Source organism: Saccharopolyspora gloriosae, from assembly GCF_014203325.1.
Taxonomy (GTDB): domain Bacteria; phylum Actinomycetota; class Actinomycetes; order Mycobacteriales; family Pseudonocardiaceae; genus Saccharopolyspora_C; species Saccharopolyspora_C gloriosae.
On sequence record NZ_JACHIV010000001.1, the window covers coordinates 2826708 to 2851555 of the forward strand.

The 24848-nt window shown below is 71.4% G+C and carries 22 protein-coding genes; 13 read left to right on the plus strand and 9 right to left on the minus strand.

Annotated elements, in window-relative coordinates; translation table 11 throughout:
* The first annotated feature begins 320 nt into the window (after nt 1-320).
* Nucleotides 321-1514, plus strand: coding sequence for a macrolide family glycosyltransferase (locus tag BJ969_RS12510; RefSeq protein WP_184479109.1), 1194 nt, complete (start codon nt 321-323; stop codon nt 1512-1514).
* A 64-nt stretch (nt 1515-1578) separates the two neighbouring features.
* Here the strand turns inward: BJ969_RS12510 and BJ969_RS12515 are convergent, their stop codons facing one another.
* The gene (locus BJ969_RS12515) at nt 1579-2151 is read right to left on the minus strand and encodes a TetR/AcrR family transcriptional regulator (protein ID WP_184479110.1); all 573 of its coding nucleotides are present in this window, start codon (nt 2149-2151) and stop codon (nt 1579-1581) included.
* A 150-nt stretch (nt 2152-2301) separates the two neighbouring features.
* Here BJ969_RS12515 and BJ969_RS12520 point away from each other — a divergent pair, with 150 nt between their 5' ends.
* Nucleotides 2302-2886 carry a hypothetical protein gene (locus BJ969_RS12520; protein ID WP_184479111.1) on the plus strand — a complete coding sequence of 195 codons (585 nt, stop codon included), beginning with the start codon at nt 2302-2304 and terminating at the stop codon, nt 2884-2886.
* A gap of 97 nt (nt 2887-2983) precedes the next feature.
* Here BJ969_RS12520 and BJ969_RS12525 read toward each other — a convergent pair whose 3' ends face one another.
* On the minus strand, nt 2984-3553 hold the full coding sequence (locus BJ969_RS12525; RefSeq protein ID WP_184479112.1) for a TetR/AcrR family transcriptional regulator: 570 nt from the start codon (nt 3551-3553) through the stop codon (nt 2984-2986).
* A gap of 70 nt (nt 3554-3623) precedes the next feature.
* Here BJ969_RS12525 and BJ969_RS12530 point away from each other — a divergent pair, with 70 nt between their 5' ends.
* Nucleotides 3624-4673: a zinc-binding dehydrogenase gene (locus BJ969_RS12530; RefSeq protein ID WP_184479113.1), complete on the plus strand. Its 1050-nt coding sequence runs from the start codon at nt 3624-3626 to the stop codon at nt 4671-4673.
* A gap of 218 nt (nt 4674-4891) precedes the next feature.
* Here BJ969_RS12530 and BJ969_RS12535 read toward each other — a convergent pair whose 3' ends face one another.
* Entirely contained in the window at nt 4892-5500 is a 609-nt protein-coding gene (locus tag BJ969_RS12535) for a lytic polysaccharide monooxygenase auxiliary activity family 9 protein (protein WP_184479114.1), read from the minus strand.
* A 280-nt stretch (nt 5501-5780) separates the two neighbouring features.
* The gene (locus BJ969_RS12540) at nt 5781-6701 is read right to left on the minus strand and encodes an aldo/keto reductase (protein WP_184479115.1); all 921 of its coding nucleotides are present in this window, start codon (nt 6699-6701) and stop codon (nt 5781-5783) included.
* Between the two features lie 89 nt (nt 6702-6790).
* On the opposite strand from BJ969_RS12540, the gene BJ969_RS12545 reads away from it, so the two are divergent.
* A complete protein-coding gene (locus tag BJ969_RS12545; RefSeq protein WP_246456764.1) occupies nt 6791-7375 on the plus strand; it encodes a TetR/AcrR family transcriptional regulator in 585 nt (194 codons plus the stop codon).
* Between the two features lie 13 nt (nt 7376-7388).
* On the opposite strand, the gene BJ969_RS12550 is transcribed toward BJ969_RS12545, so the two are convergent.
* The 3 genes from BJ969_RS12550 to BJ969_RS12560 form a co-directional block, all read right to left on the minus strand.
* On the minus strand, nt 7389-7994 hold the full coding sequence (locus BJ969_RS12550) for a nucleotide exchange factor GrpE (protein ID WP_184479117.1): 606 nt from the start codon (nt 7992-7994) through the stop codon (nt 7389-7391).
* Between the two features lie 3 nt (nt 7995-7997).
* Complete coding sequence (dnaK, locus tag BJ969_RS12555; RefSeq protein ID WP_184479118.1) at nt 7998-9863, minus strand: molecular chaperone DnaK; 1866 nt, start codon at nt 9861-9863, stop codon at nt 7998-8000.
* Nucleotides 9864-10022: 159 nt separating this feature from the next.
* Nucleotides 10023-10556, minus strand: coding sequence for a DUF1697 domain-containing protein (locus BJ969_RS12560; protein WP_343071361.1), 534 nt, complete (start codon nt 10554-10556; stop codon nt 10023-10025).
* A 295-nt stretch (nt 10557-10851) separates the two neighbouring features.
* On the opposite strand from BJ969_RS12560, the gene BJ969_RS12565 reads away from it, so the two are divergent.
* Nucleotides 10852-11616, plus strand: coding sequence for a crotonase/enoyl-CoA hydratase family protein (locus tag BJ969_RS12565; RefSeq protein ID WP_184479120.1), 765 nt, complete (start codon nt 10852-10854; stop codon nt 11614-11616).
* Nucleotides 11613-12371, plus strand: coding sequence for a PaaI family thioesterase (locus BJ969_RS30820; RefSeq protein WP_343071362.1), 759 nt, complete (start codon nt 11613-11615; stop codon nt 12369-12371). Before BJ969_RS12565 ends, BJ969_RS30820 begins: the two co-directional genes overlap by 4 nt.
* A gap of 50 nt (nt 12372-12421) precedes the next feature.
* On the opposite strand, the gene BJ969_RS12575 is transcribed toward BJ969_RS30820, so the two are convergent.
* Complete coding sequence (locus BJ969_RS12575; RefSeq protein ID WP_246456773.1) at nt 12422-14005, minus strand: long-chain-fatty-acid--CoA ligase; 1584 nt, start codon at nt 14003-14005, stop codon at nt 12422-12424.
* Nucleotides 14006-14308: 303 nt separating this feature from the next.
* On the opposite strand from BJ969_RS12575, the gene BJ969_RS12580 reads away from it, so the two are divergent.
* Nucleotides 14309-15073, plus strand: coding sequence for a 3-hydroxyacyl-CoA dehydrogenase (locus BJ969_RS12580; protein WP_184479121.1), 765 nt, complete (start codon nt 14309-14311; stop codon nt 15071-15073).
* A gap of 604 nt (nt 15074-15677) precedes the next feature.
* On the opposite strand, the gene BJ969_RS12585 is transcribed toward BJ969_RS12580, so the two are convergent.
* Nucleotides 15678-16337: a TetR/AcrR family transcriptional regulator gene (locus tag BJ969_RS12585; RefSeq protein ID WP_343071363.1), complete on the minus strand. Its 660-nt coding sequence runs from the start codon at nt 16335-16337 to the stop codon at nt 15678-15680.
* Between the two features lie 210 nt (nt 16338-16547).
* Between BJ969_RS12585 and BJ969_RS12590 the strand changes: the two genes are divergently transcribed.
* The 6 genes from BJ969_RS12590 to BJ969_RS12615 all read left to right on the plus strand — a co-directional run bounded on the left by BJ969_RS12590 (nt 16548) and on the right by BJ969_RS12615 (nt 24847).
* Nucleotides 16548-18089, plus strand: a complete 1542-nt coding sequence (locus BJ969_RS12590; RefSeq protein WP_184479123.1) for an acyl-CoA synthetase — start codon at nt 16548-16550, stop codon at nt 18087-18089.
* A gap of 83 nt (nt 18090-18172) precedes the next feature.
* Nucleotides 18173-19318 carry a thiolase family protein gene (locus BJ969_RS12595; protein ID WP_184479124.1) on the plus strand — a complete coding sequence of 382 codons (1146 nt, stop codon included), beginning with the start codon at nt 18173-18175 and terminating at the stop codon, nt 19316-19318.
* 145 nt (nt 19319-19463) lie between these two features.
* Complete coding sequence (locus BJ969_RS12600; protein WP_184479125.1) at nt 19464-20705, plus strand: acyl-CoA dehydrogenase family protein; 1242 nt, start codon at nt 19464-19466, stop codon at nt 20703-20705.
* A gap of 16 nt (nt 20706-20721) precedes the next feature.
* A complete protein-coding gene (locus BJ969_RS12605; RefSeq protein ID WP_184479126.1) occupies nt 20722-21798 on the plus strand; it encodes an acyl-CoA dehydrogenase family protein in 1077 nt (358 codons plus the stop codon).
* A 137-nt stretch (nt 21799-21935) separates the two neighbouring features.
* The gene (locus tag BJ969_RS12610; protein ID WP_184479127.1) at nt 21936-22799 is read left to right on the plus strand and encodes a crotonase/enoyl-CoA hydratase family protein; all 864 of its coding nucleotides are present in this window, start codon (nt 21936-21938) and stop codon (nt 22797-22799) included.
* A gap of 392 nt (nt 22800-23191) precedes the next feature.
* Entirely contained in the window at nt 23192-24847 is a 1656-nt protein-coding gene (locus BJ969_RS12615; protein WP_184479128.1) for a class I adenylate-forming enzyme family protein, read from the plus strand.
* The last annotated feature ends 1 nt before the right edge of the window (nt 24848 follow it).

The window sequence follows — 24848 nt, forward strand, 5'->3', positions numbered from 1 at the left end:
GGTCGACGTCACGAGCGCCCCGGGATCCGCGCGATCTCGGGGCGCTCCGTCGTTTCCGGTCGTCTCCGGCCGGGTCGTTCCCGACGGGACGTCGCTGCCCGCCGAGCTGACCGATTGGTCGGTCTTGTTCCATCCCGACGCGTATCACACACGAACCTGATCGCATGGATTCCCGCTGCTCATCAGGCGTGCGGACGAGGTGGAGACCGGTTCGCGTCGCGGAAAACACCTTTGCCGTGCGTGGCGTTCGGAGGAACATGGGCGCCGTCATCCGGGTGCGGCGATGCGGCCGACCGGGCAAGGGGCATCCCGAGGGGAACATGAGCAAGCACTTCGCGTTCGTCAGCATGACCGCGCACGGGCACGTCAATCCGACCTTGCCGCTGGTGGAGGAGCTCGTCCGGCGCGGGCACCGCGTCACCTACGCCATCGGCCCCGAATTCCACGCCGCCGTCCAGGCGGTCGGTGCGGGGCTGCTCGACACCGGCACCGTGATGCCCGAGATGCCCACGAACTTCACGAAGTTCACGCCCGAAGCCATGGCCCCGCTGCTCGAATTCCGGTTGAAGGACGTCCGGGAGTCCTTCCCGAAGCTGCTGGCGCACTTCGAGCAGGACCGGCCGGACGCGGTGTGCTTCGACCAGGGCGAGCTCACCGGCCGGATGCTCGCCGAGAAGCTCGGCGTGCCGGAAGTCGCGCTGGTGCCGCACTTCGCGGGCAACGAGGAGTTCTCGCTGCGCGACATCATGACGAACGAGGACGAGGACGCGTTCGACCCGAGCCACCCGGTCCTGCAGGATTTCATGGCTCGGCTCAAGGAGATCACCACCGAGTTCGGGGTGAGCTTCGACCCGGCCGCGTTCGGCCAGGCGCCGCCGTCGCCGCTGAACCTGGTGTTCCTGCCGAAGAAGTTCCAGCTGCGCCCGGAGACCTTCGACGACCGGTTCGAGTTCATCGGCCCGTCGGTCGGTCAGCGCGGCATCGTCGACTGGAAGCCGGCGCACCCCGAGTCGCCGCTGCTGTTCATCTCGCTGGGCACCGTGTTCAACCAGCGCCCGGACTTCTTCCAGCTGTGCATCGAGGCGTTCCGGGACTCCGGCTGGCAGGTCGCGATGTCCATCGGCAAGGTCGTCGACGTCGCGGACCTGGGCGAGATCCCGGAGAACTTCGACGTGCGCCCGAGCTTCCCGCAGCCCGCGGTGCTCCAGCACGCCGCCGCGTTCCTCACCCACACCGGCATGAACTCGACGATGGAGACGCTGTACTACGGCGTGCCGCCGATCGCCGTTCCGCAGATGCCGGAGCAGGAGGCCAACGCCGACCGCGCCGAAGAGCTCGGCCTCGGCAAGCGCTTGCAGGCCGCGGACCTCACGCCGGAGCTGCTGCGCACGACCGTGGACGAGGTCGCAGCGGACGAGCGGATCCGCGCCAACCTGGCCGAGATGCGCGAGGCCGTCCTCGCCGGGGGCGGAGCCTCCGCCGGAGCCGACGCCCTGGAGAAGTTCCTGGGCTGACCGCCGCACCCGAACGGCCCGTCCTCCCTTCGCCGGGAGGGCGGGCCGTTCGCGCGCGTTCAGGTCAGGATTCGGGCTCCGCGCGGCTGCGGAAGGTGAGCAGCCCCTCGACTCCGCGCGTGAACGTGTCGCACACGGGTTGCGGGTCGGTCAGGCAGCCCGCGGCCATCGCGCCGTCGCGCAGCATCACGAAGTGCCGGGCGGCGGGGGCCGGGTCGATCTTCCCGATGCCGGTGAACAGGTCGACCATCGTCGCCAGGTACCACTGCCGGTGCGCCTGGACTGCCTGGTGGACGGGGTGTTCCGGGTCGGGGTACTCGGCGGCGGCGTTGAGGAACGCGCAGCCCCGGAATCCCGGTCCCCGGATGTCGTCGGTGACGGCTCGGCCGACGGCTCGCACGACGTCGTCCGGATCGGTGCCGGTGGCGCGCGCCTGCTCCGTCCGCGCCCGGATGGCCTCGTCGGCGCGGGACAGGTATGCGACGAGCAGGTCGTCCTTGCTGGGGAAGTGCCGGTAGAGCGTGGCGCGCGTGACCTGCGCTCGGGCGATGACGCGATCGACCCCCACGGAGTGCAGGCCTTCGGCGTAGAAGAGCTCCGTCGCCGCGTCGAGCAGGCGAGCCCGTGCCTCCGACATCCGTCCTCCGTTCGTTTCGCTGGAGTGCCGCCGCGAGGTTAGCAGATAGAACGGTCGGTCTTGACGCGGCGCGACGGGTGATGCAGGCCAAGTGTACCGACCGTTCTATCTCCCTGATGGAACGGAACACCGCACCCTGGGAGGGCTCCGATGTCCAGCTCCGCAACAGCCGCCCGAGCCGACGGCACCGGCACGGCCGCCGCCGAGGCCACCAAGTCGCTGCGCGCGCTGTACTACGTCCGGTTCGGATTCGCGCTGGTCTGGGCAGCGCTGATGGCGGTGCTGGCCGGGACCCTCGGCCCGGCGGTCATCGTCCTGCTGGTGCTCTACCCGCTGTTCGACATGGCGGCGGCGGTGCTCGACTTCCGCTCGTCGGGCGCCGGCCGACCGAAGGCGCCGCTCTACGTCAACATGGGGCTGAGCCTGCTCACCGCGGCAGGTCTGGTCGTCGCGATCCCCGTCGGCATCCCCGGCGTGCTGCGGGTGTGGGGGGCGTGGGCGATCACCGCGGGCCTCGTGCAGCTGCTCGTCGCGATCCTGCGCTACCGGCTCGGCGGCCAGTGGCCGATGATCCTCAGCGGGGGCATCTCCACGATCGCGGGCGCCGGCTTCGTCCTGATGGCCGACGGGCCGGACGCCTCGCTCGGCTCCATCGCCGGTTATGCGCTGCTGGGCGGCATCTTCTTCCTGCTGTCCGCGCTCCGGCTGCACCGCCTGGCAGTCCGGGCGAGCTGACCGCTGTCCGCCGCCGGTCCGGTGGGGCCGGTGACTCCGCGAGAACGCGAGGTGCGACGGCGACCGGGACGATGCGTGCCCGGTCGCCGCCGGTGCGTCAGCGCGAGGTGTCCGAGCGGACCAGGACGCGCGCGAGCTCGATGGCGTCCGCGAGGGTGTCGAGGGGGAGTGGCTGCATCGCCAGCGCGCCCTCGTGCAGGAGGAGGAGCCGGGTGGCGAGGGTGCCGGGGTCCGGGCAGCCGGCGGCGGTGGCGAGCTCCTCGAAGAGGTCCCGCAACCAGGACTTCTGGTCCGCGATGATGCCGTGCGCCGGGTGCGCGGGGTCCGGGATCTCGGCCAGCGCGTTGGTGAACGCGCAGCCGCGGGCGTGGGTCGCGCTCCAGGTCCGCAGCGCTTCGAAGGGCGCGGTGACGGCCTCGGCGGGATCTTCGCAGGCGTCCGCGGTGGCGCGCACCAGCGACCGCCAGCGCTCGCCGCGTTGCGCCAGGTAGATCGCGACGAGCCGGTCCTTGGACCCGAACTGGTTGTAGAGGGTTCGCTTGGTGACGCCGGAGCGTTCGGCGATCAGGTCAACGCCGACCGCGGTGATCCCGTTGGCGTAGAACAGTTCCTCGGCGGCCGTCGCGATGCGGCTCCCGGCCGCTGTCAGGGGGCGTGCTTCCTGCATCGAGCTCACTTCACAGGTCGGTGTACCGTGGGCGGAGGTTCACCGATCAGTATACCTAGGGAGGTTCACGATGGGCATGCCCGAGACCATGCGCGCGGTCCGGATCACGATGCACGGGGGACCGGAGGTTCTCGAACCGGTGGAAGCGGCAGTGCCCGCCGCGGGCGAAGGGGAAGTGCTGGTGCGGGTCGCTTCGGTGGCGTTGAACAACACTGACCTGTGGACCAGGGGCGGTGCCTACGGCCGTCCGGACGACCCCGAGGCGCTGTCGGGCTGGCGCGGCCCCATCGACTTCCCGCGGATCCAGGGCGCCGACGTGGCGGGGCGGATCGTCGCGGTCGGCGCGGGCGTGGCCGACGACCTCGTCGGCCGCCGAGTGGTCGTCGACCCGGCGATCTACGACGCCGACGGCCCGGACGCGAACCCGGTCGGGCTGATGGGCAGCGAACGCGACGGCGGCTACGCCGAGTACGTGACCGCACCGGCGCGGCGGGTCCACGACGTCACCGACTCCCCGCTCACCGACGACCAGATCGCGGCGCTGCCGACCGCGTACGGCACCGCGCTGGGCATGATCGAGCGGGGCCGGGTGCGGGCGGGCGAGACGGTGCTGGTCTCCGGCGCCTCCGGCGGCGTCGGCATCGCGCTGGTGCAGCTCGCCCGTGCTCGCGGGGCGACGGTCCTCGCGATCAGCAGCGGATCCAAGATCCGGGCGGTGCGGGAGGCGGGCGCGCACGCCGTCGTCGACCGCGCGGGCGACGTCGTCGACCAGCTCCGCGCCGCCGCGCCCGGTGGCGTCGACGTCGCGCTCGACGTCGTGGCGGGAGACCTGGTGAGCGAAGGGGTTGCGCTGCTGCGGGAAGGCGGCCGGTGGGTGATCGCGGGCGCGCTCGGCGGATACCGCACGACCCTGGACGTGCGCCGCCTCTACCTGCACAACGCGCAGGTGATCGGCTCCGCGATGCACACGCCCGCCCACTTCGACCTGCTCGTGGGACTCGCCCGCCGGGCCGAGGTCCAGCCCGTGATCGCCGCGACGTTCGCGCTGGAGCAAGCCGCCCGGGCACAGGAGGAACTGGCCCGCCGCAACCACGTCGGCAAGCTCGTCCTGCACCCGTGAACCGGTCGAACCGCTCGCTCGTCGCTTCGGCGACGCGCGATTTCGCGGAATCGGAGAACGGGTGACCGGAATCAGAGGAAGCGCCTTCGTTCCGCGCGCGTGCGGAGCTTTTCAGGGACGCATTCCCATCCGGTGATTCGCCCTGGAATTGTCGCCGGAGCGGGGAACCGTTCGCACGGTGGCCGACGGTTCCCCGCTCCGGCCGTGCGGATTCCTCGTCAGCCGAGGTCGACGTCGGAGCAGCTGTAGAAAGCGTTGTCGGTGTCGGCGATCTCCCACGCCGCGAAGATCACGTGCCTGCCCTGCTTGCCCTCGGGCAGCCGCACGTCGTGGGCTTCGACGTCACCGGGCGTCCGGCCGCCGTAATCCACCGTGCCGAAGGGGGCGGGTTCGAGCTGATCCCTGGTCAGCGGCTTGGCCGGGTCCCATCCGTCCTTGGTGATGAAGTACCGGTAGACCTCGGTCGGGTGCGAAGCGGTGTTCTTCCAGTGGAATCGCACGTTCTGCCCGGACTGGAGGTCCGTGGCCGGCCAGCCGCCGCCGCGCGGGTCGTCGAGCTGCTGGAACGACGGATTGTCGGCGCTGCACAGGTGCCCGTCGGCCGGGCCCTGCTCCGGGAAGCTCCCGGGGCCCTCCACGCTTTGCGGCTCCCACTGGATCGGGCCGCACTCGCCCGCCGAACCGGCGGCGCACGCGGCCTGGCGGCTCGGCGGGTTCTCGGTGAACCCGTGCGCCTGGGCGGTGCCGGTGGTGATCGCGGGTGCCAGCACCGTGCTCACGCCGAGCAGGGAAATGCCGAGCGAGCGTGCCGCGCGCTTGGTGGTCATGCAACTCCTTTTCGGGGTTCCTCGCGGAAGGGTGGATCGTTTTCTTCCCCTTCTGGGGCGAGGACTCTAGTAGCCCGAAAAGAGCCCACAAGACTTGATCGAGATGATTACCGTCACGTAACGCCCTGATGAAGTCGAATCCGGATGTTCATGTGCGCAGCGTGCTCAAGATGCGACTGGCGGTTTATTGTTTTCCGGGTAATTGATTTGCGCGTTGCTTGTTTTCATGGAAATCGCGTCGGTCGCTGGAGAAGGCGCGTGCCGGATGAGGCGATCTGCCTCAACGGCCGATGATGTCGCCGTGCTTGGTCGTGATCGCGTTGAGCGAGGCGAGGGTCGCCTCGTCGAGGGTGATCGCACCCGCGGCGATGTTCTCCTCGAGGTGCCGGAGGGTCGCGGTGCCCGGGATGAGCAGCACGTTCGGGGCGCGGTGCAGCAGCCAGGCGAGGCCGATCTGCGAAGGCGTGCTGCCCGAAGCGCGCGCGGCGGCGATGACGGCGGGTTCGTCGGTCACCTTCGGCATGCCGGGGAAGGCGCTGCCCAGCGGGAAGAACGGAACCCAGGCGATGTCCTGCGCCTCGCAGAGCCGCAAGAGTTCCTCGTCGTTGCGGGCCACCAGGCTGTAAGCGTTCTGCACGCAGGCGATGCCCGCCGGGAGCGCGCGGCGCAGATCGTCGAGGGTGACGTTGCTGAGGCCGATCGCGCCGATCTTGCCCTCGTCGCGCATCGCGGTGAGCGCCGCGAGCTGGTCGTCGATGCCGACCCGCTGGTCGCCGTCGGCGATCAGTCCGGGGCCGACGTCCGCGCGCCGCAGGTTGACCAGGGGAATCCGGTCGAGCCCGAGGCTCGCGAGGTTGGCTTCGAGATCCGCGCGCAGTTCTTCCGGACGCTGCGCGAGGCGCAGGGGCAGCGGGCCGCCGGAGTCGGGGGTGGCGCCGAGCTTGCTGGCGACGAGCACGCCGTCGCGGGCGGCCTCGCGGATGACGTCGTTGGCGAAGCCGTCCCCGTAGAACTGCGCGGTGTCGATGTGGTCGACGCCGAGTTCGAGGGCGCGGCGCAGGATCGCGAGACCTGCCGGGCGGTCGCCGCGCAGTCGTTCGAGCTGCATCGCTCCGTAGCCGATCCGCGCCACGGTGCGGCCCGCGAGGTGGCCGACACCGCCGGGCCGTGCCGCGCCAGAGGAAGAGGTGGGTGAAGTCATGGTCGGTCCTCACAGGTGAGATGATGGGAGAAGGAGGCGGAGGCGCCTCCGGTAATGGCGACCGTAGCACAGACGGAGGGTCCTCCATTTTGACCGAGCCTGACCCGGCGCACACCCGTCCAGCCCGCGCCGACGCGCGCCGCAACCGCGAGAAGGTCCTCGCCGCCGCATGCGCCGCGTTCACCGACGCCGAGGGCACCGTCTCGCTGGAGGCCGTCGCTCGCGACGCGGGCGTCGGCATCGGCACCCTCTACCGCCACTTCCCGACCCGCGAAGCGCTCGTCGAGGCCGTCTACGCGGCCGAGCTCGACGACGTGGTCGCCAGCGCCACCGCCCTGCTCGACGAACTGCCGCCCGACGCGGCGCTGCGCGCGTGGATGGAGCGGTATGCGGCCTTCGTCGCCACGAAGCGCGGGATGCTCGACACGCTCCGCGCCGGGTGGGAATCCGGCAGCATGGCCGCACCCGCCACGAGGGAGCGGATCACCACCGCGATCGAGTCGATCCTCGCGGCCGGGGTGCGCGCCGGTTCGCTGCGCGCCGACGTGGCGGCCGACGACGTCGTCGCCCTGCTGCTCGGGGTGTTCTTCTCCGCCGCGGCCGAGGCCGCCCCGGAGAAGACGGCCCGGCGGCTCGACCTCATCCTCGACGCGGTCCGCGCTCACTGCGGCTGAACGGTCCCGCGCGCTAGTGGCCGACGCGCACCAGCGCGGGCCGGATCAAGTGGCCGTGCACCTGGTAGCCGGGCCGGAGCACTTCGGTGATCACCGCGCCCGGGCCGATCTCCTCGCGGTGCAGCGGGATCACGGCACGCGGCTCGGAGCGCTCGGGCGGTACCGCCTCGTGCTCGGCCGGGTCGAACGGTTCGCCGAGCGGGTCGATGCGGTGCAGGCCTTCGGCGGCGAGAGTCTGCTGCAACTGCGAGTGCACGGCGCTCAGCGCCTCCGGGTTGTGCGCAGCGCCGATCTCGACGGCGTCGAGCACCGGCAGCAGGTCCCGCAGCAGGCCTTCGGCCGCGCGGTCCAAGTGCGCGGTCTGCTCCCGCAGCATCCGCTTGCGGTAGTTGTCGAACTCCGCCGTCACCCGGCGCAACGTCTCCAAGTGGGCGTCGCGCTCCCCGCGCAGCCTGCTGATCTGCTCGTCGGGTTCAGCCGAGCCGCCGCCTTCGGCGGGGGGAGTCGTCCCCGGAGGTTCGGTCCTGGGCGAAGTCACGACGTGCGGCCTGCCGGGGCGATGTTCCGCGGGCACCGGCAACGAGTTCCGGCGCGGGCCGTCGGGGCGATCGTCGTCCATCGCTCACTCCTTGGTACCGGGCTCGTCGACGATCTCCGCGTCCACCACGTCGTCGGAACCCGAACCACCGCCGGTGGATCCGCCGCCCGCACCGGCTCCGCCCGTCGAAGCGCCGCCGGCGGGGGATTCGGTGTCGCTGTAGAGGGCCTGGCCCAGCGCTTGGGATTCGGTGGCGAGCTTCTCCACCGCCGCCTGGATCGCGGCGACGTCCTGGCCGCGCAACGCCTCGTTGGTCTCGCCGATCGCCGCGCGCACCCGGTCCTTGACGTCGGCGGGCAGCTTCTCGTCGTTGTCGGCCAGGACCTTCTCGGTCTGGTACACGAGGGTTTCGGCCTGGTTGCGGGCTTCCGCCTCGTCGCGGCGCTGCTTGTCCTCGTCGGCGTGGGCTTCGGCGTCGGAGACCATCCGGTCGATGTCCTCCTTCGGCAGCGCCGAGCCGCCGGAGATCTGGATGGACTGCTCCTTGCCGGTCCCCAAGTCCTTCGCGTTGACGTGCACGATGCCGTTGGCGTCGATGTCGAAGGACACCTCGATCTGCGGCACCCCGCGCGGAGCGGGCGGCAGCCCGGTCAGGTCGAAGCTGCCGAGCTTCTTGTTGTGCGCGGCCATCTCGCGCTCGCCCTGGAAGACCTGGATCTGCACGGACGGCTGGTTGTCGTCGGCCGTCGTGAAGGTCTCGGAGCGCTTCGTCGGGATCGTGGTGTTGCGCTCGATCAGCTTGGTCATGATGCCGCCCTTGGTCTCGATCCCGAGCGACAGCGGGGTGACGTCGAGCAGCAGGACGTCCTTGACCTCACCGCGCAGCACACCGGCCTGCAGGGCGGCGCCGACGGCGACGACCTCATCGGGGTTGACGCCCTTGTGCGGTTCCTTGCCGCCGGTGAGCTCCTTGACGAGCTCGGTGACCGCGGGCATCCGGGTCGACCCGCCCACCAGCACCACGTGGTCCACGTCCTGCACCGAGATCCCCGCGTCGCGCACCGCGTTCTCGAACGGCTTGCGGGTGCGCTCCAGCAGGTCGGAGGTGATCCGCTGGAACTCCGCGCGGGACAGCGTCTCGTCGAGGAACATCGGGTTCTTCTCGGAATCGACCGTGATGTAGGGCAGGTTGATGTTGGTGGTCGACGAGCTGGAGAGCTCGATCTTGGCCTTCTCCGCGGCTTCCTTGATCCGCTGCAAGGCCATCTTGTCCTTGGTGAGGTCGATGCCGGAGGACGCCTTGAACTTCTCCACCAGCCAGTCGACGATGCGCTGGTCCCAGTCGTCGCCGCCGAGGTCGGTGTCCCCGGACGTCGCCTTCACCTCGACCAGGCCCTCGCCCACGTCGAGCAGCGACACGTCGAACGTGCCGCCGCCCAGGTCGAAGACCAGGATCGTCTGCTCCTTCTCGCCCTTCTCCAGCCCGTAGGCGAGCGCGGCGGCGGTCGGCTCGTTGATGATGCGCAGCACGGTGAGCCCGGCGATCTGACCGGCTTCCTTCGTGGTCTGGCGCTGCGCGTCGTCGAAGTAGGCGGGGACGGTGACGACCGCGTCGGTGACCTCCTCGCCGAGGTAGGTCTCCGCGTCGCGCTTGAGCTTCATCAGCACTCGCGCGCTGATCTCCTGCGCGGTGTAGTCCTTGTCGTCGATCGTCGTCTTCCAGTCGGTGCCCATGTGGCGCTTGACCGACCGGATGGTGCGGTCGACGTTCGTCACCGCCTGGTTCTTCGCCGGTTGTCCCGTCAGCAGTTCGCCGCTGCGGGCGAATGCCACCACCGACGGCGTGGTGCGCGCCCCTTCCGAGTTCGCGATGACCGTCGCGTCGCCGCCTTCGAGCACGGCCACGACGGAGTTCGTCGTGCCCAGGTCGATGCCCACCGCTCGCCCCATTGCGCCTCCTCGCCTCGGCCACACCGCAGCCCGGCCGTGCGGCGTCACCACGTGGCTCCTGCTTCCAGGCTCGGAGGTCGGCGCGGCACATCGGTAGGGGACAACGTCCTTGCCGGACGGCGGCGCGCCGTGGTCCCGCGACGCGCCGGAACGGGACGGTCAGGAGTTCGCGAGCTCCAGCAGCCGGGTCACCGTGGTCCAGTTGCGTGCCGTGGCGCGCACGCCGAGCCGGCGTTCCCACCAGGACTGCGGGACCCGCGAGTTCCGCACTCCTTCCGGGCACCAGACGTAGACCTCGCGCTCGCCGAACCGCACCTCGTCCGGCGCGAAGGCCGCCGGGTCGAGCTCGGCGAGCACCGCCGGATCGGGGCGCGCGGACAGGAAGATGACCAGGTACTGCGCCGGAACCGCGGCGATCTCGGCCAGCGGGTCGGCGGCCACCACCGCGGCCAGCTCGTCGCGGGTCCGGACCACCACGGGCACGTCCAGCCCGAACTCCTCGGCGATGCCCGCCGAGATCACCCGTTCCGACTCCGCGGCGGAGATGTCGGCGGAGAACACGGCGTTGCCGCTCTGCAGGTGCGTCCCGGCCTCGTCGAAGCCGAGCCGAGCCAGCAGCTCCCGCAATCCCGCCATCGGAATCCTGTTGTGCTTGCCCAGGTTGATCCCGCGAAGCAACGCGACCTGCCGCACCCGACACCTCCTGCCCCTCGCCGCTCCCCAAACGGAAAGCCCCCGCAGCATCCCTCCCGCCCCCGACACTCCACTTCGCGCACCGTGCCCGGAGGGTCGGTCGCCGTCCCGGTCGGCGGGTCGTCGGGCGGGGTGGATGAGAAGATCGCCAGGTGGGTCCCGGTATCGACCTGGAACGGTCTGACTTGACTGTTTTTCCGGGGGCGGGTAACACTCGAAGTCCGGCAGCGCTCCGCAGCGGGACGAACCACCGGCGAGGCGGCCGATTCCCTCAGCGAACAGAGGAGAACAGCACGTGAGCGACAGCGTCCGCACCGAATTCGGCGACGGCATCGCCGTGATCACCATCGACCGGCCCGAGGCGCGCAACGCCGTCGACAAGTCGGTCGCCGAAGGCATCGCCGCCGCCATCGACGAGTTCGAATCCCGCAGCGACCTGGTCATCGGCATCCTCACCGGAGCGGGTGGCACGTTCTGCGCGGGCATGGACCTCAAGGCGTTCACCCGAGGAGAGCGGCCCGCGCTGCCAGGCCGCGGTTTCGGCGGGCTCACCGAACAGCCGCCGCAGAAGCCGCTCATCGCCGCCGTCGAAGGCTGGGCGCTGGCCGGAGGGTGCGAGCTGGCGCTGTCGGCGGACCTCGTCGTCGCCTCGCGGGAGGCGAAGTTCGGGCTGCCCGAGGTCAAGCGCGGACTGGTCGCCGCCGCAGGAGGGCTGCTGCGGCTGCCGAAGGCGCTGCCCTACCAGCTGGCGATGGAGATCGCGCTCACCGGCGACCCGCTGACCGCGGAGAAGGCGCACGCTCACGGCCTGATCAACACCCTCACCGAACCGGGCGGCGCGCTCGACGGCGCGAAGGAGCTCGCGGCGCGCGTCGCCGCCAACGGGCCGCTCGCGGTGCGCGCCACCAAGCAGATCGTCTCCGGCGCGGTGCGCTGGACCGACGCCGAGGCGTTCGCCGCGCAGGCCGACCTCGTGGGGCCGGTGTTCGCGTCGGCCGACGCCCAGGAAGGCGCCCGCGCGTTCGCCGAGAAGCGCGCCCCCGTCTGGCGCGGCGAGTGACCGAACCGCACCCGCCTCGTACGACCAGCAAGGAGAGCACCGCCATCGCCCCGTACCGCCAGTCCGACGCCGAGACCGACCCCGAAGGCTCCGGCGAGGACCGAGACCAGGACCGAGCCCGCGCGGCGCGCGAACTCGGCGACGCGCTGCGCGCGCTCACCGCCGCCGCCACCAGCACGGAGGTGGACGCCGCGACCTTGCGCAAGATCGCCGATCAGGCGCGGGACCTGACCGGGCCGCTGAGCGCGGCCTCCCGCACCCGGCACACGGCGCCGTCCATCGACGACGCCAAGCCGGGCAGGCGGATGTACAACCCCGCGGTCGGGCCGGGAAACCCGATCGCACCGCCGATGCGCGTCGAGGTCGGCGACGGCGTCGTCGTCGGCACCTGCACGCTCGGGCTCGCCTACGAAGGGCCGCACAGCTACACCCACGGCGGGGTGAGCGCGATGCTCATCGACCAGATCCTCGGGCACGCGCACGCCGCCCTCGGGCGGCCCGGCATGACCGTGGCGCTGTCGCTGCGCTACCGGAGGCCCGTTCCGCTGGAGACGCCGCTGCGGCTGACCGCGTGGGTTCCGGAGGAGTCCATCACCGACCGCCGCACCGGCCCGCAGGCCACCATCGCCACCCAGGACGAACCGGATCGGGTGCTGGTGGAGGCGTCCGGGGTGTTCGTCGTGCCCAGCGCCGAGCAGGCCAGCCGGATCTTCGGCGACTCCCGCCTTCCGAGCTGGCAGCGCGACCGGTACTGACCGGCGGCCGATCGTGGTCCGCCGCCGCGCGGAGCACGATCGGCGGCCCCTCACGCGTCGGGGAGGTCGCCCGCTTCGCGATCGGCCCGGAGGCGGGTCTTGAGGACCTTCCCGCTCGGATTCCGGGGCAGTTCCGGCAGGATCGTGACGTGGCGCGGTCGCTTGTAGCCGGCCAGGTGCTCGCGGCAGTACCGCTCGACGTCCTGCGGCGTCGGCGGGTCCGCCGGGTCACGGGCCACGAGCACCGCCAGCGGCGTCTCGCCCCACTTCTCGTCCGGCACGCCGATCAGCGCGACCTCGGCGACCTTCGGGTGCCCGGCGAGCACGTCCTCCACCTCGGCGCAGTAGATGTTCTCCCCGCCCGAGATGATCATGTCCTTCTTCCGGTCGACCACGTAGTAGTAGCCGTCCTCGTCCTCGCGCACCAGGTCGCCGGAGTGGAACCAGCCGCCTTCGAACGCGTCCGCGGTCTCGGCGGGCTTGCCCCAGTACTCCCGCATCACCGTCGGGCCGCGGTAGACGATCTCGCCGACCTCGCCGCGCGGGACGTCGTTCATCGCCACGTCCACCACGCGGACCTCGACGTTGAGCATCGGCGTGCCGACGGAGCCGATCTTGCGCAACGCGTCCTCACCGCGCAGCAACGTGGTGACCGGGCTGCACTCGGTCTGGCCGAACGAGGTCACCACTTGGGCCTGCGGGAACGTGTCGATCATCGTGCGCAGCAGCGTGGTGGACGCGGGGGCGGCGCCCCAGGAGATCCGGTGCAGCGCGGAGAGGTCGCGCTCGGCGACGCCCGGCACCGCGCAGATCGCCTGCCACTGCGCGGGAACGAAGAAGCAGTCCGAGACGCGCTCGCGCTCCAGCACGTCCACGATCTCCGCCGGGTCGAACCGCCCGGAGCGCGAGAGCACCGTCTTCCCGCCCAGCAGCAGGTTCGGCAGCATGCCGGAGACCCCGGCGATGTGGAACAGCGGAGCGCCGGAGATCCCGACGCGCTCCCCGACGGGCGTGCCCAGGTGCGCCATCATGCTGAACGAGTGCAGCAGCAGGTTGTGGTGGGTGAGCACCGCGCCCTTGGGGCGGCCGGTGGTCCCGGAGGTGTACATGATGTACGCCGGTGAGCGTTCGTCCACGTCGATGCCGGGGTGTTCCGGACCGGCCGCGGCGAGCACGTCCTCGTAGCGCTCCGCGCCCGGCCCGGCTGCGGTGGCGTCCTCGCCGACGACCAGGCAGGTCCGCACGTCGGCCTGCTCGCGGGCCTTGCCCAGCACGGGCGCGAGCGGCGCGTCGACGACGACCGCGGCGGCTCCGCTGTCGGTGAGCGCGTAGGCGACCTCGTCGGCGACCAGGCGGAAGTTGATCGGCACGCAGATCGCCCCGATCCGCCCGCAGGCGTGGTAGGCCTCCGCGACCTCGAGTCCGTTGAGCCCGAGCACCGCGACCCGGTCTCCCGGCCGCACCCCGCGCGCCAGCAGCGCGTTCGCGAGCCTGCTGAGCCGCTCGTCGAGCTCGCGGTAGGTGCGGCCGTCCTCGCCGAAGCGCAGCGCGACCGCGTCGGGGATCTTGCGCGCGTGCCGGGCGACCTGGTCGCTGCTGGTCATGCCGGTACCTGCGGACTGGGGCGTGTGCATCGGCGTTCCTCGGCGTTGAGGGGCGGATGGGGCGGCGAAATCCGGTGACGTCAGGACAACGAGGCAGGGGGCCGTGGCGTGTCGGCGATGGGGTGTTGCGAGCCGGGGGAACCGTTCGGCGGCCGGTCGTCGAGGGTGCGGACCGCTTGCGTCGTCCGGTGTCCATGGTGCGATCGTCGACCTGTGGCGGTCAACCCTGACTGCTCAGGGGGTTCTTGCCCTCCGCGCCCCGCGTGCCGTAGAAAACAGTCATCACTGACTGGCTGGGGCCTCGGTCGGCCCCGTCGGGGCGAGGAGGAACGCATGGACATCGCGGGTGGCGTCGCCGTCATCACCGGGGGAGCGTCCGGGCTCGGACTGGCCACCGCCAAGCGGCTGGTGGCGGCGGGCGGCAGCGTCGTGCTGCTGGACCTGCCGACGTCCCAGGGCGAGCAGGTCGCGGCCGAACTCGGCTCCGCCGCGCGGTTCGCGGCAGCCGACGTCACCGACGAGACCCAGGTCGCCGCCGCGCTCGACGTGGCCGACGAGCTCGGGCCGCTGCGCGCGGTCGTCAACTGCGCCGGCCTCGGCAACGCGCTGCGGGTCGTGAGCCGCAAGCGCGGCCCGTTCCCGCTGGAGGCGTTCACGAAGATCATCAACATCAACCTGATCGGCACGTTCAACGTGCTGCGCCTCGGGGCGGAGCGGATGATCGCGCACGAACCGGTCGGGGAGGAGCGCGGCGTCATCATCAACACCGCCTCCGCCGCCGCCTTCGACGGCCAGGTCGGGCAGGCCGCCTACTCCGCCTCCAAGGGCGGCGTGGTCGGCATGACGCTGCCGATCGCCCGCGACCTCGCCGAACACCTGATCCGGGTCGTCACCATCGCACCCGGCCTGTTCAACACCCCGCTGCTGGCGGGTGCGTCCGAGGAGGTCAAGGCCTCCCTCGGCGAGCAGGTCCCGCACCCCTCGCGGCTCGGCGAACCCGACGAATTCGGCGCTCTGGCCGAACACATCGTCGCCAACCCGATGCTCAACGGCGAGGTCATCCGCCTCGACGGCTCCATCCGCATGGCACCCCGCTGACCCGCGGAGTGAACGGACCGTTCGTCCAACGGGATTGGGCGAACGGGCCGTTCACCTCACCTCCGGGTTCCGGCCGAGGCCCGCGATCGCGGAGTGAACGGACCGTTCGTCCAACGGGATTGGGCGAACGGGCCGTTCACCTCACCTCCGGGTTCCGGCCGAGACCTGCGATCGCGGAGTGAACGGACTGTTCGTCCAACGAGATGGGACGAACGGTCCGTTCACTCGGGAAAGCCCGTGCGCCATGCGGAGATTCGTCGCATGGCGCGATGAGCAGTGCATCAGTGCGGCTGTGGTTCGGAGTGAACGGCCTGTTCGTCCAACGGGATTGGACGAACAGGCCGTTCACTCATCGGCGGAGTCGGGTGGTCGGTGGGTGAACGGACCGCTTGTCCAACGGGATTGGACGAACGGTCCGTTCACTCCGGACAGGGTTGCGGCTCTCGGGGTGGCGGAGCGATGAGGGCGTGCTCGGCTGTCGCGCGGCGGCCATCGCGGCGCGGTGCTTTCGAAGATCATCATGAGGTCGTTCAGGATCTGCCGGAACTCACGGGCGAACGCACCCACCGAGCTGGTGCCGCACGCGCCAGGGCGCCGAACCCGCTCACTCCTGGTCGAACAGCAGCCTGCGGGCCAATCCCTTCCACAGCGCCAAGTGCGGGTCGGTGGCGGGGGAGCGGTCTTCGAAGGCGTAGGGCATCGCGGCGCCGCGCATGCTGGTGAACAGCAGCTCGCGGAGCAGTTCGTACTGCGGGTGTTCGCGCACGGCCGGTCCCCAGATGCCGTCGGTGACGTCGCGGATCGCGGCGCGCAGCCCGCGTTCCTCGGGGCGCAGCGCGGCGCCGAGCGCGGGGTTGGTGCGGGCGGCGGTCCACAGTTCGATCGCGGCCCAGAAGTGCGGTTCCTGGAAGGTCTCCCACAGCAGTTCGATGCAGCGGTCGACGCGCGCCGGGCCCTCGGGTTCTTCGGCGAGCTTGTGCTGGGCGTGCACCTGGGTCTGCGCGAGCCGGGTGTTCGCCAGGTGCTGCGCGGCGGCGACCAGCAGCCCGTCGCGCGAGGGGAAGTGGTGCAGCAGCCGCCCTCGGGACACTCCGGCCTTCGCCTGGATCACGAGGGTGGAGGCGCCGGCGTAGCCGTGCTCGATGAGGCAGTCCACGGCGGCGTCGAGGATGAGCGCTCGGCTGTCGGCGGTGCGTTCCTCGCGCGTGCGGGGTGCGCCGCCGGAGCTCGGGGTGCGTGCGTTCGCCGTTTCGGACTCGACCACCGGGACAGCGTACCCGCTGGTGGACTGAACATGACCCGGAAGCAGTCGGCATTGACCGCCGCCGTGCGGCGGTGCCAGGCTCGGTTGGTCCGGGGCGCCCGAGCCGGGTGCCGCCGGGCCGCGGTGGCCTCCGCCGCGTCGCCGGGCGGCGGAGGCCCGCGGCGTGGGCGGCCGGGCGCGCGGCGAGGTCGAGGTTCGAGGAGGAACCGCATGTATCCAGGTGCCCATGCCGCGACCGCCCCGGACCGGCCCGCCGTGATCATGGCGGGTTCCGGGGATCGGCTCACCTACGGCGAGCTGGAGGAGCGGTCGGTCCGGCTGGCGCACTCGCTGCGCGAAGCGGGCTTGGAGCGCGGCGACGTGGTGGCGCTGCTGACCGACAACGCGCTGCCGGCCTTCGAGGTGTACTGGGCCGCCGTGCGGTCCGGTCTCTACGTCACCGCGGTCAACAGCCACCTCACCCCGGCCGAGATCTCCTACATCGTCGGCGATTCCGGAGCCGCGGCGCTGATCGCGTCCGCCGCGCTCGCCGATGCGGCGTCCGAAGTGGCCGCGTCCGCGCCGGACGTGCGGGTCCGGTTGGCCTTCGGCGGCGAGGTCGACGGCTACGGCGACTACGAGGCGGCGCTGGCGGAGTCCTCGCCGGTGCCGCCCGCGGACCAGCCGCGGGGCGCGGACATGCTGTACTCGTCGGGAACCACGGGGCGCCCCAAGGGGATTCGCCCGGAACTCCCGGATCGCCAGGTCGGCGAGGAGGGCGACATCCTCACGGTGGTCGCCTCGCAGCTGTACGGGATCGACTCGGGTTCGGTGTACCTCTCGCCCGCGCCGATCTACCACGCGGCGCCGCTGCGCTACTGCGCCTCGACGCACGCGCTGGGCGGCACGGTGGTGCTGATGGAGAAGTTCGAACCGGAGCAGGCGCTGCGGGCGATCGAGCGCTACGGCGCCACGCACAGCCAGTGGGTGCCGACGATGTTCATCCGGATGTTGAAGCTGCCCGAGCAGGTCCGGAACCGCTACGACCTCTCCAGCCACCGGGTCGCGGTGCACGCCGCGGCTCCGTGTCCGGCGGAGGTGAAGCAGGCGATGATCGACTGGTGGGGGCCGGTGCTCTACGAGTACTACTCCTCGACCGAGGGCATCGGCATGACGTTCATCGATTCGCAGCAGTGGCAGCGGAAACCGGGCTCGGTGGGGAAATCGGTGCTCGGCACGGTGCGGATCTGCGACGACGACGGGGTCGAGCTCCCGGTCGGCCAGGTCGGCACGGTCTACTTCGACCGCGAGGAGCAGGCGTTCGAGTACTGGGGCGATGCGGACAAGACCCGCGCGGCCCGGCATCCGGAGCACGAGAACTGGGCGACGGTCGGGGACGTGGGCTACCTGGACGACGAGGACTTCCTGTTCCTCACCGACCGGAAGGCGTTCATGATCATCTCCGGTGGGGTGAACATCTACCCGCAGGAGATCGAGGATCTGCTCGCGCTGCACCCGCGGATCGCGGACGTGGCGGTCATCGGCGTCCCGGATCCGGAGATGGGCGAGGCGGTGAAGGCGGTGGTGCAGCCCGCGCCCGGCGTCGAGTCCGGGCCGGAGCTGGAGCGGGAGCTGCTGGAGTTCGTGCGCGCCCGGATCGCGCACTACAAGGTGCCGCGCAGCGTGGACTTCCTCGACGAGTTGCCGCGCACGCCGACGGGCAAGCTCGTCAAGGGCGTGCTGAAAGCCAGGTACGCGGCCGAACCGGTGTGAACCGCGCTCGTTCGGCGTAACGCCGGACGGCGCCACCTCGTTTACAGTCAGAGTTGACTGCTTATCTCGGTGGGAGGAACGCCATGCGCGACGCGGTGATCGTGGAGGCAGTGCGCACCCCGGTCGGCAAGCGGAACGGAGCGCTGTCCGGAGTGCACCCGGTCGACCTGTCGGCCCAAGTGCTGGACGCGCTCGTGGACCGGACCGGCATCGACCCCGGTGTCGTCGACGACGTCGTGTGGGGCTGCGTCGGCCAAGGCGGCGAGCAGACCCTGGACATCGCCCGCAACGCGGTGCTCGCGGCGGGCTGGCCGGACACGGTGACCGGCGTGACGGTGGACCGCCAGTGCGGCTCCTCGCAGCAATCGGTGCACTTCGCCGCGGCCGGGCTCGTCGCCGGGCACTACGACGTGGTCGTGGCGGGCGGCATCGAGTCGATGAGCCGGGTGCCGATGGGCAGCACCGTCAACGGTGCAGACCCGTTCGGCACGCGGCTGATGCAGCGCTACGGCGGCACACCGCCGAACCAGGGCATCGGCGCGGAGATGATCGCGCAGCGCTGGGGCCTCAGCCGCGCTCGGCTCGACGAGTTCAGCATCGGCTCGCACGAGAAGGCCGCCGCCGCGCAGGATTCCGGAGCCTTCGACGCGCAGATCGCACCGATCGCGCTGCCCGACGGCACCGTCGTCGACAAGGACGAGGGCATCCGCCGTGGCGGGACCGTCGAGAAGCTCGGCGGGCTCAAGCCCGCGTTCCGCGAGGACGGCGTGATCACCGCGGCGAACAGTTCGCAGATCAGCGACGGCTCGGCGGCGCTGCTGATGATGACCGGGGAGAAGGCCGCGCAGCTGGGCCTGCGCCCGCTGGCGCGCGTGCACACCGCCGTGCTCGCCGGGGACGATCCGGTGATCATGCTGACCGCGCCGATCCCCGCGACGAAGAAGGCGTTGCGCCGCAGCGGGTTGTCGGTGGACCGAATCGGTGCCTTCGAGGTGAACGAGGCGTTCGCGCCGGTGCCGCTGGCCTGGCTCGCCGAGATCGGTGCCGACGTCAAGTCGCTCAACCCGCTGGGCGGTGCCATCGCGCTCGGCCATCCGCTGGGCGCGAGCGGGGCGCGCATCATGACGACCCTGGTGCACCACTTGCGCGACAGCGGCGCGGAGTTCGGCCTGCAGACCATGTGCGAGGGCGGCGGCCAGGCCAACGCGACGATCTTGGAACGGCTCTGACCGAGTCGTTCCCGGCGGACTTGCCCGGTGGGGCGCTCCGAGGAAGCGCAGCCGGTGGTGGACCTGGTCAAGCAGCGGTTCCGCCGCTGACGAGCACAGCGGAAAGAACGTTCCGCACGGACTTCGGACAGGGACGGTGGCGCAGATGACGGAGCCGACCGGATCCGGCGCGGCGGCCGAGGCCGCTTCGCTCGGCGAATTCTCCCGGAGGGCCGGGGAATTCCTGGACTCGGCGATACCCGCGAACTGGTCGGAGCTGGAGCCGGCCGAGCTGATCCCGGTCGCGCGGGAATTCCAGGCCGCGCTCTACGATGCCGGTTTCGCCGGCATCACCTGGCCCGCCGAGTACGGCGGCCAAGGCGCCACCGCCGCCCACGAGCAGGCGTTCCGGGAGCAGGCCGCCGGGCACGACCTGCCGACCGGGCCGTTCGTGATCGGCCTCGGGATGTGCGGGCCGACGCTGGTCGACCTCGGCACCGACCGGCAGCGGGAGCGCTACGTCCGGCCGCTGCTGCGCGGTGAGGAGATCTGGTGCCAGTTGTTCTCCGAACCCGACGCCGGATCGGACGTGGCGAGCCTGCGGACGAAGGCCGTGCGCGACGGCGAGGACTGGATCGTCACGGGCCAGAAGGTGTGGACCTCCGGCGCGCGGCACGCCGACTTCGGCGCGCTGCTGGCCCGCACCGACCCGGACGTGCCCAAGCACGCGGGCTTGACGATGTTCATCGTGGACATGCGCGCCCCGGGCGTCGCGGTGCGCCCGTTGCGGGACATGACCGGCCGGAGCCCGTTCAACGAGGTGCACTTCGACCAGGTGCGGCTGCCCGCGGACGCGGTGCTCGGCGAGGTCGGCGCGGGCTGGCGCGCGGCGGTGACGATGCTCGGCCACGAGCGGGTCTCGCTGGGCGGCGCCACCCGGCGCCGCGACGAGCCGCTGGGTGCGGCGAACCTGGCGCGGCTGGCGCGTGAGAACGGCACCGCGGCCGTCCCGCAGGTGCGCGCCGAACTCGCCGGTCTGCACGCGGCGGAGCGGGCGCTGGAGCTGTTCAGCGTCCGGCTGCGCCAGGAAGCGGAGTCCGGGACCCCACCCGGCGCGCGCGGCTCGGTGGGCAAGCTCGGCGGCGCCATGCTGCTGTGGCAGGCCCTGCACGCCGCCGGGGAGATCGCCGGTACCGACGCGGTGGCCTGGGAACCCGGTGACGAGGCGGCGGAGGAACTGGCGGTGGCGATCAACGCGGTGCCCGCCTCCAGCATCGCCGGTGGCACGAACAACGTGCAGCGCAACATCATCGGCGAGCGGATCCTCGGCCTGCCCAAGGAACCCCAGGTCGATCGGGACGTGCCGTTCCGCGACCTCCGCGTCGGCACGCAACGCGAAACCACCTGAACCCGGGAGTGCGCACATGCGATTGGTGTTGACCGGACAGCAGGAGGACCTGCGCACGGCGGTGCGCGACTTCCTCGCCGACCAGGCCGGGCCTGAGCGGGTCCGGGACGTGCTGGAGACCGCCGACGGGTTCGACCGGGTGCTGTGGCGACGTGCCGGCGCGGAGCTCGGCGTGCTCGGGCTCGTCGTCGCCGAGGAGCACGGCGGAGCGGGCGCGGGGCACGTCGAGCGGTCCGTCGTGGCGGAGGAACTCGGCGCCACGCTGGTGCCGTCCCCGTTCCTCGCCTCGGCGGTGCTGGCGGTCGACGTGCTCAACGCCGTCGACGACGTCGGGATGCGGGAGCGGTACCTGCCGCCGCTGGCGGCGGGGGAGCTCATCGGCACCGTCGCGCACGGCGCCGAGGCCGCCGAACGCGACGGTGGCTGGCGGTTGGACGGCAGGCTCGCACCGGTGATCTCCGGTGACGTGGCCGATGTGGTGCTGGTGCACGCCGCGACGCCGGACGGCACCGGCTGGTTCGCCCTCGACACGACGGCGTCCGGAGTGCACCGCACGACCTTGCGCGCCCTCGACCCGACCCGGCGGCTCGCCCGGCTCGACCTCTCGGGCGCTCGCGCGACGCGACTGGACACGGCCGACCCGGACGCGGTGCGGTCAAGCGTGGACGACCTGGCCGCGGTGGCGCTGGCCGCCGAGCAGGTGGGCGGGATGCGCCGCGTGCTGGAGATGACCACCGAGTACGCGAAGGTCCGGGTGCAGTTCGGCAGGCGGATCGGCTCCTACCAGGGCGTGAAGCACGCGCTGGCGGACCTCCACGGCTCCTGGGAGCAGGCGGTCTCCGTGCTGCGCCACGCCGCGTGGGCCGCCGACGAGGACCCGGACGAGCTGCCGATCGCCGCCGCCGTCGCGCAGGTCTTCTGCGCTCCGGCCGCGTTCCGGGCGGCGGCCGACGGTGTCGTGCTGCACGGCGGCATCGGCTACACCTGGGAGCACGACGCGCACCTGTACTACAAGCGCGCCAAGACCTCCGAGGTCCTTTTCGGCTCGGAACGGGACCGGCGGCTGCGGCTGGCGGACCTGATGGGCGTGTAGTCCCCGCACGACTCCGGCGGCAGCCTTGGCGGGCGTGGTGGACGGACGAGCACCGCCGAGCGGTCCTCGTCGTCCGGATCAGCAGGGTTCCGCAAGAAATTCCCGTTGAACGCTCCGTCGCGGATGTGAGGTGTGGGTTGACCTACCAGCAGATTTCCTACGAGGTGCACGAGCAGGTCGCCACGATCACGTTGAACCGCCCCGAGAAGCTCAACGCGTTCACCGACGTGATGCGCCGCGAACTGCTCGGCGCCTTCGACGCCACCGACGCCGACGACGAGGTGCGCGCGGTGATCCTCACCGGCGCGGGACGGGCGTTCTGCGCCGGCGCCGACCTCAGCAGCGGCGCGGGCACGTTCGACTACGACTCCCGAGACCCGGAGTCGCGGGCGACGGGCCTGACCGAGGACGGCGTGCCGCGCGACGGCGGCGGCACCTGCTCGCTGCGCATCGCGGCATCGAAGAAACCGGTGATCGCCGCCGTCAACGGCGCCGCGGTCGGGGTGGGCGCGACGATGCTGCTGCCCGCCGACATCCGCCTCGCAGGTGCGGCCGCCCGGTTCGGGTTCGTGTTCGCCCGCCGCGGACTGGTGCCGGAGGCGGCCTCCACGTGGTTCCTGCCGCGCCTGGTCGGCATCTCGCAGGCGATGGAGTGGGCCGCGACCGGCCGCATCTTCGACGCGACCGAGGCGAAGTCCGGCGGCCTGGTCTCCCGCGTGGTCCCGGCCGCGGACCTGCTCGCCACCGCGCGGGAGCTCGCGGCGGAGATCGTGCACAACACCGCTCCGGTGTCGGTCGCCGCGACCAGGCGGTTGATGTGGAGCATGCTCAGCGCGGACAACCCCTTCGAGGCGCACCGCCTCGATTCCCGCGCCATCCACGGCCTCGGCGCGAGCCCGGACGCGGCCGAAGGCGTGTCCTCGTTCCTGGAGAAGCGCCCCGCCGACTTCCCAGGCAGGGTCACCACCGACTTCCCGGACTACCTCCCGCCTTGGCCGTGAGAGGTTGTCCCTGGCCTGGGTAGGGGTCAGGTGGCGGAACCTCAGTGGCTTCCTCGCTGCGGGATCTTTTTCCCAAGTGGCTCCGCCACGAGGGAAAAAGCTGTCCTCGCGAGGAAGCCACTGAGAACCCGCGGGTGGTCTTTTTGCTTTGGTGGTCACTGCTCAGCGGCTTCGCCGCTGACAAGACAAGGAACCAACGCCGCTCACCTGGGATGACCACAAGGTGGCTCTGAGCCGGCCGGTTCCGGTGAGTCTTCGGGTGTGCTCGTGATCCGCGGTTCGGTGTGGAAGGGATGCGGCGGTTCGGGGGCTGTTTCGGGGGAGGTTCGTGTCGCAGACTGGGGATGATCGTGGTGCCGGCCGGTCGACGCGGACCGGGGAGGAGTCGCTGCATGCTGGATCGGGAACGTCTGCTGGCGGAGTTCACCGGGCCGGGCGGGGAGTTCGAACTGGTTCCGCGCGAGGTGCGCGGCATCCCGATGCGGATCTACGCCACCGGCCCGCAGACCTTGCGCGACGTGCTGCTCAGCACCGCGGTGCACGGCGACGCCGACTACCTCGTGTTCGGCGAGCAGCGGTGGACGTTCACCGAGCACCTGCGGGTCGCGACCGGGCTGGCGGCGACCTTGCTGACCGATTTCGGGCTCAGCCAAGGGGATCGGGTCGCGATCGCCATGCGCAACTACCCGGAGTGGGCGCCGATCTTCTGGGCGGTGCAGGCCGCCGGGCTCGTGGCGGTACCGCTCAACGCGTGGTGGACCGGGCCGGAACTGCGCTTCGCGCTGGAGGACTCCGGTGCGCGGGTGCTGTTCGCGGACGCCGAGCGTGTCGGCAGGCTCGCACCGGACTTCGGCGAACTCGACGTCGTGCAGGTCCGCGGCGACAGCCCGCAGGAAGGCGTGCGCTGCTGGGACGAACTGCTCACCGGGCTGGACCCGGACGCGGCGCTGCCGGACGTGGTCGTCGATCCGGACGACGACGCCACCATCATGTACACCTCCGGCACCACGGGACGACCGAAGGGCGCCGTGGCCAGCCACCGCAACCACTGCACGAACCTGTGGAACATGGCGTTGGGGCGGCGGCTGCTGCAGGCCGCGGCGGGCGTGGAACCCGACCCGGACACCCGACCTTCGGTGCTGCTCACGTTCCCGATCTTCCACATCGCGGGCCTGTCCGGGTTGTGCTCGACGACGTTGGCGGGCGGGAAGCTGGCGACGATGTACCGCTGGGAACCGGACGAGGCGATCCGCCTGGTGCGCGAGGAACGGGTCAACACCATCGCCGGAGTGCCCACCGTGCTGCGCGAACTCGTCCGCCACGCCGAGGGCGATCTGTCCACTGTGGAAGCGGTGAACATGGGCGGTGCGCCGATCCCGCCGGACCTGGTCGGGCTGGTGCACACCTCGTTCACCGCGAACGTCGCGCCCGGCAACGGCTACGGGCTCACCGAGACCACGTCGGCCGTCGTGAACAACGGCGGCCCCGAGTACGTCGCCCACCCCGACAGCGTGGGCCGCTGCGTGCCCGGCGCCGACCTGCGCGTCGTCGACCCCGCGACGGAGGAGGACGTGCCAGCGGGGGAGATCGGTGAGCTCTGGTTCCGCGGCCCCAACGTCGTGCGCGGCTACTGGAACGACCCGACGGCCACCGCGGCGGCGTTCGTCGACGGCTGGTTCCGCACCGGCGACCTCGGCTACGTCACCGACGGGCTTGTGCGGGTGGTGGACCGGCTCAAGGACATCGTGATCCGCGGCGGCGAGAACGTCTACTGCGCCGAAGTGGAGGCCGCGCTGTTCGAGCACCCGGACGTCGCCGACGCGGCCGTGGTCGGCGTGCCGCACCAGGACCTCGGCGAGCAGGTCGCCGCGATCGTGCAGGTCCGCGACGGCGCCGACCTCGATCCCGACGACCTGCGCCGGCACGTCGCGCAACGTTTGGCCGCGTTCAAGGTCCCGGACCAGGTCTCGCTGCGGACCGGCGAGATCCCCCGCACCAGCACCGGAAAAGTCCTCAAACGAGACCTCCGCCGCGAACTGACCCCCTGAA